11 protein-coding genes are annotated in these 12,146 nt (G+C 68.0%); 6 read left to right on the forward strand and 5 right to left on the reverse strand.

The window, feature by feature from the left end; genetic code table 11:
- Positions 1-43 precede the first annotated feature (43 nt).
- From ACXJJ9_RS11025 to trxA, 3 genes are all read right to left on the reverse strand, one after another.
- Positions 44-2,050, reverse strand: coding sequence for a bifunctional serine/threonine-protein kinase/formylglycine-generating enzyme family protein (locus tag ACXJJ9_RS11025; protein ID WP_457097229.1), 2,007 nt, complete (start codon positions 2,048-2,050; stop codon positions 44-46).
- 213 nt (positions 2,051-2,263) lie between these two features.
- Positions 2,264-2,758, reverse strand: a complete 495-nt coding sequence (locus ACXJJ9_RS11030) for a DUF4442 domain-containing protein (protein WP_457097230.1) — start codon at positions 2,756-2,758, stop codon at positions 2,264-2,266.
- 96 nt (positions 2,759-2,854) lie between these two features.
- Positions 2,855-3,727 carry a thioredoxin gene (trxA, locus tag ACXJJ9_RS11035; RefSeq protein WP_457097231.1) on the reverse strand — a complete coding sequence of 291 codons (873 nt, stop codon included), beginning with the start codon at positions 3,725-3,727 and terminating at the stop codon, positions 2,855-2,857.
- A gap of 89 nt (positions 3,728-3,816) precedes the next feature.
- Here trxA and ACXJJ9_RS11040 point away from each other — a divergent pair, with 89 nt between their 5' ends.
- Positions 3,817-4,452 carry a DUF998 domain-containing protein gene (locus ACXJJ9_RS11040; protein WP_457097232.1) on the forward strand — a complete coding sequence of 212 codons (636 nt, stop codon included), beginning with the start codon at positions 3,817-3,819 and terminating at the stop codon, positions 4,450-4,452.
- On the opposite strand, the gene ACXJJ9_RS11045 is transcribed toward ACXJJ9_RS11040, so the two are convergent.
- Together ACXJJ9_RS11045 and ACXJJ9_RS11050 are read right to left on the reverse strand one after the other, a co-directional pair.
- Positions 4,443-4,694, reverse strand: coding sequence for a SemiSWEET transporter (locus tag ACXJJ9_RS11045; protein ID WP_457097233.1), 252 nt, complete (start codon positions 4,692-4,694; stop codon positions 4,443-4,445). The genes ACXJJ9_RS11040 and ACXJJ9_RS11045 overlap by 10 nt on opposite strands.
- Positions 4,691-6,001, reverse strand: coding sequence for an amidohydrolase family protein (locus tag ACXJJ9_RS11050; RefSeq protein WP_457097234.1), 1,311 nt, complete (start codon positions 5,999-6,001; stop codon positions 4,691-4,693). The genes ACXJJ9_RS11045 and ACXJJ9_RS11050 overlap by 4 nt, the downstream gene beginning before the upstream one ends.
- Positions 6,002-6,272: 271 nt before the next feature.
- Between ACXJJ9_RS11050 and leuS the strand changes: the two genes are divergently transcribed.
- The 5 genes from leuS (at position 6,273) to rsfS (ending at position 12,039) form a co-directional block, all read left to right on the forward strand.
- Entirely contained in the window at positions 6,273-9,041 is a 2,769-nt protein-coding gene (gene leuS / locus ACXJJ9_RS11055; RefSeq protein ID WP_457097235.1) for a leucine--tRNA ligase, read from the forward strand.
- Between the two features lie 105 nt (positions 9,042-9,146).
- Entirely contained in the window at positions 9,147-9,797 is a 651-nt protein-coding gene (locus tag ACXJJ9_RS11060; protein WP_457097236.1) for an LPS-assembly lipoprotein LptE, read from the forward strand.
- A gap of 26 nt (positions 9,798-9,823) precedes the next feature.
- Positions 9,824-10,870 (forward strand): DNA polymerase III subunit delta, encoded by a 1,047-nt coding sequence (gene holA / locus ACXJJ9_RS11065; RefSeq protein WP_457097237.1) that lies wholly within the window; start codon positions 9,824-9,826, stop codon positions 10,868-10,870.
- A gap of 24 nt (positions 10,871-10,894) precedes the next feature.
- On the forward strand, positions 10,895-11,578 hold the full coding sequence (gene nadD / locus ACXJJ9_RS11070) for a nicotinate-nucleotide adenylyltransferase (protein WP_457097491.1): 684 nt from the start codon (positions 10,895-10,897) through the stop codon (positions 11,576-11,578).
- A gap of 29 nt (positions 11,579-11,607) precedes the next feature.
- A complete protein-coding gene (gene rsfS / locus ACXJJ9_RS11075; RefSeq protein WP_457097238.1) occupies positions 11,608-12,039 on the forward strand; it encodes a ribosome silencing factor in 432 nt (143 codons plus the stop codon).
- Positions 12,040-12,146: the final 107 nt, after the last annotated feature.

Genomic DNA, 12,146 nt, shown 5'->3' on the forward strand with positions numbered 1-12,146 from the left:
TTCAAACCCGCGCGCTGCGTCCTGCTTCACATCGAAGCGCCTGCTACCGGTCGCGCACCAGGCGGAAACCGACGTCGTCGTAGCCGCGATTGGCCAGCAGCGGGCGTTGCGGGCTGGGGCTGCGCCAAGACGTGCCACTGGCGAAACGGCGCCCGCAGCCCGCGGCGCAATCGCGCGACCACAGCGACACCGCGCGATTGCCGGATTGTGCCGGGGTCTCGTGCGCTTCCTCCGCGGTGGGCAGGCGCCAGCGCTGGCCGGTCTTGTGGCTGTACCAGCCGGCATAGGCCTCCGCATCCTGCAGGGATACGCACACCACGGGTTCGCTGTCGTTCTGGCTGAAGCCCGGCGAACGCCAGTCGCGTGGGGCGATGACGCGCAGCAGGGAGACGCGCTCGCGGCACAACGCCGCGGTGCGCTTGGTGGTATCGGCAAAACGCGCGTAATCGCCGCGCGTGACCGGCGTGCGGCTGACCGCGACGGTGGCCTTGTTGTTGTCTTCGCTTACCCCGCCTGCGGCGGCCGGCGCTGCGCCTTGACTCGGTAGTTTCGCGACGCGGCTGTTGAAGTCGGCGGCCAGGCGCGGCGACAGCCCGAAGTCGGTGACGAGTTGCACCGTGCGCAGGGCCGCGTCGTGGTCGTGGCGCTTTGCGGCGTCCTCGAACCGGGCTTTCACTGCCGCCTCGGTTTTCTTGCGCAGGCGCAGGTATTCGGGCGAGCCAGACGTGCCGGTCTGCTCGGCGAGCGCGGTCGCCATGGCGTGGATCTCGCGGGCGCGGGCGTCGTTGCCATTGCGTACCTGGGCAGCAATGGCATTGGCGAAGGCATCGGTGAGGTCGGCGACCACCTCGATCACCTCCTCGTTGCCGCCGTCGGAGTTCCACGCTTCCAGCACACTGGTATAGGCGTTGGTGTCGAGCGGAGTCGTCAGGTGGCCGGCGGCGATCTGCTTGCGCGCCGCATCGATCGCCTGCCGAGCCGGGGACTCCGGCAACGGCTGGAGCATCGCGGTGGTGACCTGGTTGTGCGCCACGACGGTCGCGGCGGCTTCGTTGCGGGCGACCGCTGCGTCCGTGGCGCGATGCCGCGCCAGGTATTCCACGCCGAGCACGCCCACGCCGATGAAGGCCAGCAAGGCACAGACGGCCCAGATCGGCTTGGCGTACTGCTGCATCGGCGCGAGCCGTTGCAGGCGGTCGCGCAACGCCGGCATGACGCTGCGTTGCATGACCGACTCGATGCCCGCACGCATCTGCGCCGCATCCTCGAAACGCTGCGCCGGTTGCTTGGCCAGCGCCCGGTTCATGAAATGCTGCCAGTGCGCCAGGTGCGCGGGCAGTTTCGGCACCGGGTCCTGCGCGTGCATCACCGCCATCGACAAGGCATCGGGCGCCTCGAACGGCAGCCGGCCGGTCAGCATTTCCCAGATCAGCACGCCGAGGGCATACAGGTCGGCGCGGCCATCGACCACTTCGCCGCGTGCCTGTTCGGGCGCCATGTAGGCGGTGCTGCCGACGGCGAGCCCGGTGGCGGTCATGCGCGCACCGCCCCAGTCCTTGCGCAGCGCGATGCCGAAGTCGGCCAGCAGCGGTCGGTCGGCGTCGTCGAACAGGACGTTCTCGGCCTTGACGTCGCGATGCACGATGTTGCGGGCATGGGCGTAGCCGAGCACGGACAGCAGGATGTTGGCGATCTCGACGACGCGTCGCTCGCTCTTGCCGAAGTTGCGCTGTCCCAGGTGGCCGCGCGCCATGTAGGGCATCGCGTAATAGGGCAGGCCATCGAGCGTGCGGCCGACTTCGTGGATGCGCACCACGTGCGGATGTTCGAGGCGGGCGATGATGCGCACTTCGTTCTCGAAGCGGCGTCGACTGGTCTCGTCGATGAGGGCCTGCGGCGACATCACCTTGATCGCGACGTCGCGTCCGAGCGTGTGCTGGCGCGCGAGATAAACGGTGGACATGCCGCCGTGGTTGATGACCCGCAGCAGTCGATAGCCGGTGATTTCCGGCAACGGCGTTCCGTCGTCGTGTTTCGGCTCTTCAGCCATGTTGTTCCGCGCCCCCTGTGGCCGGCCAAGCATACCGCGCGGCGGCGCCGCATACGCCGGTTTGCGCGTGCGGGCACGCCCAGGCCCGCTGAATACGCCCGGGGACTGTGATCGTCATCGCCATGTCACCCTTGATTGGCGGTGCCATCGTCGTGCAGGGGATGTCGTGGCCGCGTATTCCCGGGCCGGCGCCGCCATATCGGCGAGGCTCGGCTAGGCGGCCAGGCCGCGTTCCTCGGCCCTGGGGCGGCGGTCGCGCTTGCGCCGCACGTAGACCTGCTTGCGCACGCGGGCGACGGTTTCCCCGGTGGCATCGACAATCGCGGTCTCGAACCAGTGCAGGTGCTTGCCGCCGTGGGCGGTCGCGGCGCGCAGCTGCGCGAGCACGGCGTCGTCGAGCTGGAATCGTGCGTGCACGGTGCCGCGGGCGGGTTTGACGAATTCGATCGAGCCGGCCTGGTCCCAGACGATGTAGTCGTTACCGAGCGCGTGCATGGTCAGCAGCATCCAGAACGGATCGGTCATGGCGAACAGGCTGCCGCCGAAGTGGACGCCGACGTAGTTGCGGTTCCACGGGCGCGCGCGCAACTCGACGCGTGCGCTGAGCCAGTCGGAGGCGATGTCGGTGACGCGGATGCCGCTGAACAGGAACGGCGGCCACAGGTTGAGGACCCGGCGCAACGTGCCGGGCCTGATGCTGTTCTTCATGAATGACACGCACACGCGGAGGGGGAAAGCGGGGGCAGCTTCGCCATACGCACGCGTACAGTCAAGGGGTTCACGGCCCTGGACGGGCCGCTGGTCTCAAAACAGCAGCGACGACATCTTGCGGCGGTAGGTGCCGACCAGGTCCTCGTCCTCGATGATGCGGAAGGCATCGATCAGCGACTTGCGCGGCAGGCCGTCCTCATAGCTGCGGTCGCGGCGAAGCATCTCCAGGAACTGCTCAAGGCCCTGCTGCGCCTCGCCGGCGACGATGCGCTGCACGCCCAGCAGATGGCGCGCGCGCAGATCGTCGGGATTGCCGGCGATGGCGGCTTCCAGCACTTCGACCGGTGGGGCGTTGTCGAGCAGCGCGGCAAAGCCCAGGCGCGAACGGGCGCTGATCGCGCGATCGTCGTGGGCGAGATTGGCGGGCAGGGCATCGAGCAGCTGTTCGGCTTCGTGCGCGGCACCCGTCTTCAGCAGCGCGAGGGCGAGATCGAGCTTGAGATTGTCGTTGTCGGCAGCGGCCGCCAATTCGCTGCGCAGGCGCATCACCTCGGCATGCGGATCGACCGGCGCGGTTTCGGCTTCCGCTGCCGCGGGTTCGGCGGCAGCGGCCGGTTCAATGCCGTGGTGCTTGAGGAATTCGCGCAGCTGGCCCTCCGGCAATACGCCGGGGAAACCATCGACGAGCTGGCCGCCCTTGACCAGGAACACGGTGGGGATCGAACGCACCTGGAATGCGGCGCCGAGCTCCTGTTCCTTGTCGACATCGACCTTCGCGAGCACGAAGGCGCCGTTGTATTCGCTGGCCAGCTTTTCGAGAACCGGTCCAAGCTGCTTGCACGGCCCGCACCATTCCGCCCAGAAATCGACGAGGACCGGCGTTTCCAGCGACTTGCGCAGCACGTCCGCGTCGAAGTTCGCCGCAGTGGCGTCGAATACATGGGGCTTGGTGGTATCGAGGGTCATCAGCGGGCGCCGGAGTGCGGAATGGCAGCGAAATGGGGGCGGAGCCGGCAGGACGCAAGCGTTGCCGGCGCGCACGCTAGCATGGCGGCATGAAGGCTCCCTTTTCGCTTGCTTCGCGCCTGGCATCCCGGGTCTCCCGGTACGCGGCGGTAGTGGCTGCGCTGCTCTTCACGGGGTCGGCACTGGTCATGGCCGACCGGATCGAGGGCTATTCGCACGTGCTGCATCCGCTGGCCCTGCTGGGCGCGAAGCCGTTGCCGGGCGCCGGCCTGTTCAACCTGCTGGCGTTCGTGCTGCCGGGCGCACTGGTCGCGTGGGTGGCCTGGCGCCTGCGCGCCCTGTTGCCGGCGATGGCGCGCTGGCCGGCGCGGATCGGCGCGCAATTGCTGTTGCTGTCGGCGCTCGCGTTCGCGCTGCAGGGCGTGTTGCCGCTGGATGCGGGCGATCTCGACGGCGTGCACAGCGCCCGCCACGCCGCCGCCTGGATGGTGTGGTGGATCGCGTTCGCGACCGGTGGCCTGTTGCTTGCGCGCGGCCTGCGCGGTGCAGGCGGCTGGCGGGCGATCGCGTCGACATCGCTGCTCGCTGCCGTGCTGGTGCCGCTGTGCGCGCTGGTGTTGCCGAACCTGTTGCCGGCGGGAATCGCGCAGCGGCTCGCGTTCGCGCTGTGGTTCGCCTGGGCGATCCATGCCGGCCTTGCGGTGAGCCGGGCGCCTCAGCCGTAGCGCAGCTTCAGGCCGAGGATCGTCAGCGACAACGCGAGGGTGACGATGTTGGCGATGATCATCGGCCACGACATCAGGTAGATGCCGTAGGCCAGCCAGAACCCGATCCCCACGGTGAAGGTCAGGTACATCAGCAGCGAGAGGCCATTTGTCTGCTTGCTACGGATGGTCTTGGCCGCCTGCGGCACGAAGGAGAGCGTGGTGAGGATGGCCGCCACGTACCCCATCCATTCCCCGGTCATTGCGCGGCGCCCGGCTGCGCGTTTTCCGGCGACTTGTAGATCGCACCATCCTTCATCACGAAGTCGACGCCGAGCACGGCCTTGATGTCCTCGACGGGATTGCCCGGCACCGCGACGATGTCCGCGCGCTTGCCGGTTTCAATCACGCCCTGGTCGTCCACCCCGAGCACCTGCGCGGCGTTGAAGGTGGCGGCCTGCAGGGCGAAGGCCGCCGGCATGCCGGCCTCGACCATGTAGAGGAATTCGCGTGCGTTGTCGCCATGCGGGCCGACGCCCATGTCGGTGCCGAAGGCGATCTTCACGCCGTTGCGGTAGGCCTTGCCCGCGGTTTCCTGGATCTGCGCGCCCACGCGGATGGCCTTGGGCCGGATGATGTCCGGGAAGTAGCCATCGATCTTCGCCCTGTCGGCGACGAAGCGGCCGGCCGAGATGGTCGGCACGTACCAGGTTCCCTTCTGTTTCATGAGCGAGATGATCTCATCGTTCATGTACGTGCCGTGCTCGATCGAGGTGACGCCACCCAGGACCGCGCGCTTCATGCCTTCCGCACCGTGCGCATGGGCGGCAACGCGATAGCCGTAGTCCTTGGCGGTATCGACGATCGCCTTGATCTCCTCGACCGTGAACTGCGGCGCGTCCGCCGATTTCGCATACGACAGCACGCCGCCGGTGGCGGTGATCTTGATGACGTCGCTGCCCTCCTTGTAGCGCTGGCGCACGGCCTGGCGGGCGTCGTCGACGGAGTTCACCACGCCGTCGCTGGGGCCGGGCGGGCCGAGCAGGTGCGAGAGCTCGGCGTTGTAGCCGTTGGTGGGGTCGGCATGGCCGCCGGTGGTCGAGATGATCTTGCCCGCGGCCCAGATGCGCGGACCGTCGACCAGGCCTTGGTTGATCGCGTTGCGCAGGTGCAGCGATACGTCGCCACCGAGGTCGCGCACGCTGGTGAAGCCGGCCAGCAGGGTCTTCTTCGCGTAGCCAACCGAACGGAAGGCGAAGTCGGTCTCGTCGAGGCGGAATTCCTCCTCGTAGCTTTTCGGGCTGCTCTGCGAACCCAGGTGCACGTGCAGGTCGGTCCACCCCGGGGTGCAGGTGTGGCCGGACAGGTCGACCGCCTTTGTGCCCGGCACATCGACGCGCCCGGCCAGTACGTCGGCGACCTTGCCATCGCGCACCACCACGGTACGGGCATCCAGCAGGCGGGCGCTGCGCGAATCGAACAGGTGCCCGCATTGCAGGGCGACGGGTTCGGCAGCGCAGGCCGGCGCGGCGGACAACAGGGTCAGCAGGGCGATCGACAGTCGGGTCACGAAGCCTCCAGGGCTTGCTGCGGCGGGTTGGACGGCGATTTTAGACACAGCCGATCTAGACACAGCCCGCGCGGCGCGGGCTTTACGGCTTCGGGCGGTTCAAGACAGGGGCGATGCGGGCGGCGGCGTGCCGGTCTCGCCAGCGGCCGGCGCCGCTGGATCGCCATTCGGGGCCGGGGCGGCCCGCGGCGGGCCCATTCGCGCGCGCATGGCGGTGTTTTGTGCGCTGCGGTAGGCTTTCAGGTCTTTCCCCGAGTTCCTGCCCGCCATCGTGTCCACCGAACCCGTCCAGACCGAATCCGCCGCCTACGATCCGCAAACCGTAGAGGCCGCCGCGCAGCGCTTCTGGACGGGAACGAAGGCGTTCGAGGTCGACGAGGCGTCGGCCAAGCCCAAGTACTACTGTCTGTCGATGCTGCCGTACCCGTCGGGTGCGCTGCACATGGGTCACGTGCGCAACTACACCATCGGCGACGTCATCAGCCGCTACAAGCGCATGACCGGCTTCAACGTCCTGCAGCCGATGGGCTGGGACGCCTTCGGCCTGCCGGCGGAAAACGCCGCGATCAAGAACCACACCGCGCCGGCGAAGTGGACCTACGCCAACATCGCGCACATGAAGGCGCAGCTGCAGCAGATGGGCTACGCCATCGACTGGTCGCGCGAATTCGCCACCTGCCAGCCGTCGTATTACGTGCACGAGCAGCGCATGTTCGTGCGCCTGATGAAGCAGGGCCTGGCCTACCGCAAGAACTCGGTGGTGAACTGGGACCCGGTCGACCAGACCGTGCTCGCCAACGAGCAGGTCATCGATGGCCGCGGCTGGCGCACCGGCGCGCTGGTGGAGAAGCGCGAGATCCCGCAGTGGTTCCTCAAGATCACCGACTACGCCCAGGAACTGCTGGATGGCCTGGACACGCTGCCGGGCTGGCCGGATGCGGTCAAGACCATGCAGCGCAACTGGATCGGCCGCAGCGAGGGCCTGGAAATCCGCTTCGACGTGGTCGACGGCAACGGCAACGCCGTGGAGCCATTGAGCGTCTTCACCACGCGCCCTGACACGCTGATGGGCGTCACCTTCGTGTCGATCGCCGCCGAGCATCCGCTCGCGCAGCACGCCGCGAAGACGGATGCGGAACTGGCCACGTTCATCGCCGACCTGCGCCAGGGCGGAGTGTCCGAGGCCGAACTGGAAACACAGGTGAAGCGCGGCCGCGATACCGGCCTGCGCGCGCTGCATCCGGTGACCGGCGAACAGGTGCCGGTCTACGTCGCCAACTTCGTGCTGATGAACTACGGCACCGGCGCGGTGATGGCGGTCCCGGGCCACGACGAGCGCGACTGGGAGTTCGCCCGGTCCTACCAGCTGCCGATCAGGATGGTCATCGTCCCGACCGAGGTACGCGACGCGATCGAGGAGATCAGCCGCGACGTCGCCCGCCACGGCACTTCGATGGGCAGCGCGCTGGGCGAAGATCGCGCGATCGATGCGTACGACACTGGCGCCGCGGTGCAGGTGGTCGAGGAGTTCGAGCGCACCATCGCCGAAGAGGGCGCCTACACCGAGCGCGGCTGGCTGGTGAACTCCGGCGAATTCGACGGCATGGATTTCCAGCAGGCGTTCGACGCGCTTGCCGATCGTTTTGCGCAGCAGGAGCGCGGCCAGCGCCGGGTCAACTTCCGCCTGCGCGACTGGGGCGTGAGCCGCCAGCGCTACTGGGGTTGCCCGATCCCGGTGATCCTGTGCGCAAAGTGCGGCGACGTGCCGGTGCCCGAAGAGCAGTTGCCGGTGGTGCTGCCGGAGGATGTCGAGGACGCATATGCCAAAGCCGGCGCGGTCACCTCGCCGATCAAGGCCGACCCGGAGTGGCGCAAGACCACCTGCCCGCAATGCGGCGGTGCGGCCGAACGCGAAACCGACACCTTCGACACCTTCATGGAGTCGAGCTGGTACTACGCGCGCTACACCTCGCCGGGCGCATCGCAGCAGGTCGACGAACGTGCCAGGTACTGGACGCCGGTCGACCAGTACATCGGCGGCATCGAGCACGCGATCCTGCACCTGCTGTACTTCCGCTTCTACCACAAGCTGCTGCGCGACCAGGGCCTGGTGAATTCGGACGAGCCCGCGGTCAACCTGCTGTGCCAGGGCATGGTGATCGCCGAGACCTTCTACCGCGAGAAGGCCGACGGATCGAAGGACTGGTTCAATCCCGCCGATGTCGAGGTCGAGCGCGACGCGCGCGGCCACATCATCGGCGCGCGCCTGACCTCCGATGGCCAGCCGGTGCACATCGGTGGCACCGAGAAGATGGCGAAGTCGAAGAACAACGGCGTCGACCCGCAGTTGATGGTCGGCAAGTTCGGCGCCGACACCGTCCGCCTGTTCTCGATGTTCGCCGCACCCCCGGAACAGTCGCTGGAGTGGAACGAAGCCGGTGTCGAGGGCATGGCCCGCTTCCTGCGCCGTTTCTGGCGCGAAGTGCTGACGCATGTGTTGCAGCCGGACCATCCGGAAGTCGATGCCGCCCAGCTCAACGCCGCGCAGAAGACCCTGCGGCGCCAGTTGCACGAGACGATCCAGAAGGTCGGCGACGACTACGGCCGTCGCCACAGCTTCAACACCGCGATCGCTGCGCTGATGGAGCTGCTCAACCACGTGTCGAAGTTCACCGACATGAGCGACCAGGGCCGCGCCGTCCGCCATGAGGCGCTGCAGGCGATGGTGCTGCTGCTCAATCCGGTCACGCCGCACGTCTGCCACGCGCTGTGGCAGGCATTGGGCCACCCGGAAACGCTGCTGGAGGACTTGCCGTTCCCGGCCGCCGACCCGGCCGCACTGGCCCGCGACAGCATCACCCTGGCGGTGCAGGTCAACGGCAAGCTGCGCGGCACGATAGAAGTGCCGGTCAACGTGGCGAAGGAAGAGACCGAACGCCTCGCCCTGGCTTCACCCGGCGTCGCGCAGTTCATCGCCGGCCAGGCGGTGAAGAAGGTGATCGTGGTGCCGGGCAAGATCGTCAACATCGTCGTCGGGTAGTCGCAGGCGCGTGACTGCCCGGGCGCGAGTTGGCTGCCGCCGATGCCGCGTGCTGCCTGAACGCTCCGGCTTGCCGCCTGCCCCGACCTCGTCCAGACTCCCCGCATGATTCGTCGCAGCCTGCCTATCGTCCTCGCGCTGGCCCTTTCGGCCTGCGGTTTCCATCTGCGCAGCCCACTCGTGCTTTCGGGTGACCTCGGTCCGGTGCGCGTGGCATCGGTCGATCGCTACAGCCCGCTGGCCGATTCGCTGTCGCAGTCGATCCGCCGTGCAGGCGCAACCATCGCCCTGCCGACCGATGAGAGTGCGACCGTGGTCGACCTGCTGTCCGAGCGCTGGGGCGATACGCCGATCAGCGTCGACGAGCTCGGCCGCGCCCAGGAACTCAGCCTGCGCTACGCGGTGGTGTTCGAGGTGCGCAGGGCCGACGGCACCAAGCCGGTACCGCGCCAGGCGGTCGAGCTTTCGCGCGACTACATCTCCAACCCGGTCAACGCCATCGGCACCGAAGGCGAGCGCGAGATACTGGTGAAGGAATTGCGTCGCGAGATGGCCGCCTCGATCATCCGCCGCCTCGGTGCCGTTGCCCGCTCGGGCGAGCTGACTGCACCGGCTTCGCGCCTGGACCAGCCGGTCGCCGAGGATGCCGCCAAGGCCGCCCTCGAAGCCGCCGATGCGAATCCGCCACCCGACGAACCGGCCACCGACGAACCGTCCACCGAAGCGACGCCGGCCAGTCCGCCGCAGCCGCGCTGAAGGCCTGTCAGACAGGCCGCGGAATGATGGAACTCAAGACGGAGCAGCTGGCCGCGCAGGTACAAGCGGGCCCGCTGCGCCCCGCCTACCTGATCGCCGGCCCCGAACCGCTGCGCGTCCTCGAAGCCGCCGACGCCGTGCGCGCGGCCGCGCGTGCGCAGGGCATCGGCGAACGCGAGATCTTCGAAGCCGAAGGCAACCAGCGCGAGCCCGACTGGGCCGCGATGGAAGCCAGCGTCCAGGCCCCCAGCCTGTTCGCCAGCAGGCGCCTGTTCGAAGTGCGGCTGCCCACCGGCAAGCCCGGCACCGAAGGCGCACGCGTGATCAGCGAGTTCTGCGCCAATCCGCCCCACGACATCACCCTGCTGGTCACCGCCGGCGAGTGGAGCAGGCAGCACGGCGGCAAGTGGAGCGAAGCGATCGGCCGCATCGGCTGCATCGCCGTCGCATGGCCGGTCAAACCGCATGAATTGCCTGGCTGGATCGAAGCCCGCCTGCGTTCGCGCGGCCTGAAGGCCGATCGCGACGCCGTGCAGTTGCTGGCCGACCGCGTCGAAGGCAACCTGCTCGCGGCCGCGCAGGAAATCGAGAAACTCAAACTGCTTTCGGATGGGGGCATCCTCGATGTCGCGCGCATGGAGGACCTCGTCGCCGATGCCGCGCGGTTCGACGTGTTCCGCCTGATCGACGCCGCGCTCAACGGACAGGGCGCGCAGGTATCGCGCATGATCCGTGGCCTGCGCGGCGAAGGCGAGGCAGTGCCCGCGTTGCTGGGCATGGTGATCAAGGAATTGCAGACCGCCTCCGCGCTGGCGCGCGCCGGCAACCTGGCCAATGCGTTCAAGGCGCAGCGCGTGTGGGATTCGAAGCAGCCGATGTACCGTCGCGCGCTGCAACGCCATGACGCAAAGCGCTGGGATGCGTTCCTTGCGCAGGCCGGCCGGGTCGACAGCATCGCCAAGGGGCGCCCGCGTCCCGGACAGGAACCCGTGGATGCCTGGGTGGCACTCGAGCGGTTGCTGCTCGCCATTGCCGAACCGCGTGCCTCACGCCTGCTGCACGTGCGTAGTTGAGCAAGTGGGATTGGGGCCGTGACGATGATGATCTGCTACGGCGGCACGTTCGATCCGGTGCATAACGGCCATCTCGCCGTCGCCCGCGCCGCGCGCGACGCCATGCAGGCGCACGGCCCGGTGCAGGTATTCCTGCTGCCCGCCGCCGATCCGCCACACAAGGGGCCGACGCACGCCGATGCGGAGCAGCGCGCGCGCATGCTCGACCTTGCCATCGCGGGCGAGCCGGGCCTCAAGGTCGATCGCCGCGAACTACGCCGTGCCGGTCCGTCCTATACCATCGACACGCTGCTGGAATTGCGCGCCGAAACCGGCCGCGAGCTGCCGATAGCGTGGCTGGTCGGCGGGGATTCGCTCAACCAGCTGCATACCTGGCATCGTTGGCAGGAACTGTTCGAGCACGCCCACATCCTGGCCGTGCAGCGGCCGGGTTCGCACATCGACGCGGGGGCGCTGGGCAGCGCCGCGCCGCAGGTGGCCGCGGAAGTGGCATCGCGCTGGCGCCCGCTCGATGCACTGCGATCCACGCCGGCCGGTGGGCTGGCCGTGTTGCCCTTGCAAGAATTGCGCCCGGAATCCTCGACTGAATTGCGGCGTCACATTGCCGCGGGCGACGGCTGGCAGGGCTGGACGCCGCCGTCCGTCGCCAGTTACATCGTTCGTCACCATTTGTACTCGACAGCCCGGCAAAACTCGGGTTCCCTATGATTCCCAGGCAATCAAACAGAGTTCCGCCCTTGACCAGCCAAGCCCAAGTCATCAAGACCCGCCTTCCCAATCCCCCCCCGCCGGCCGACGCATTGCTGAAGACAGTCCACGCGGCGGTCGAAGAACTCAAAGCACGGGACGTGGTCGAGATCGACGTACGTGGCAAGAGCAGCGTCACCGATTTCATGGTGATCGCATCCGGCACTTCGACGCGCCACGTGAAGTCGATCGCCGATGAAGTAGTGAAGTTCGCCAAGAACCTCGACGTCCAGCCGCTGGGCGTGGAAGGCGAGCGCGAAGCCGAATGGGTGCTGGTCGACCTCGGTGATGTCGTCGTCCACATCATGCTGCCGCGCGTGCGCGAGTTCTATGCGCTGGAGCGCTTGTGGACGGTGGGCGACCAGCCGCCACCGCACCGCGAGGCCGACGAAGCCGAAACCGGCGTCCGAAGCCGGTTCTGATTCGCAACGATGGACCCTGACGGCGCCCTTGAGGCGCCGTCTTCGTCTGCGAACAAGTGAGGCCTGGTGTGTACGCGCCACGTTGCGTCGCATCCGCGCAATCTCTC

This window comes from Lysobacter sp. P5_B9, from assembly GCF_054049835.1.

What these genes read in the sequence shown, in the direction of transcription:
- ACXJJ9_RS11025 (WP_457097229.1), bottom strand. Translation starts at nt 2,050, where the DNA reads ATGGCTGAAGAGCCGAAACACGACGACGGAACGCCGTTGCCGGAAATC.
- nadD (WP_457097491.1), top strand. Translation starts at nt 10,895, where the DNA reads ATGATGATCTGCTACGGCGGCACGTTCGATCCGGTGCATAACGGCCAT.
- ACXJJ9_RS11045 (WP_457097233.1), bottom strand. Translation starts at nt 4,694, where the DNA reads ATGACCGGGGAATGGATGGGGTACGTGGCGGCCATCCTCACCACGCTC.
- holA (WP_457097237.1), top strand. Translation starts at nt 9,824, where the DNA reads ATGGAACTCAAGACGGAGCAGCTGGCCGCGCAGGTACAAGCGGGCCCG.
- trxA (WP_457097231.1), bottom strand. Translation starts at nt 3,727, where the DNA reads ATGACCCTCGATACCACCAAGCCCCATGTATTCGACGCCACTGCGGCG.
- ACXJJ9_RS11060 (WP_457097236.1), top strand. Translation starts at nt 9,147, where the DNA reads ATGATTCGTCGCAGCCTGCCTATCGTCCTCGCGCTGGCCCTTTCGGCC.
- ACXJJ9_RS11040 (WP_457097232.1), top strand. Translation starts at nt 3,817, where the DNA reads ATGAAGGCTCCCTTTTCGCTTGCTTCGCGCCTGGCATCCCGGGTCTCC.
- ACXJJ9_RS11030 (WP_457097230.1), bottom strand. Translation starts at nt 2,758, where the DNA reads ATGAAGAACAGCATCAGGCCCGGCACGTTGCGCCGGGTCCTCAACCTG.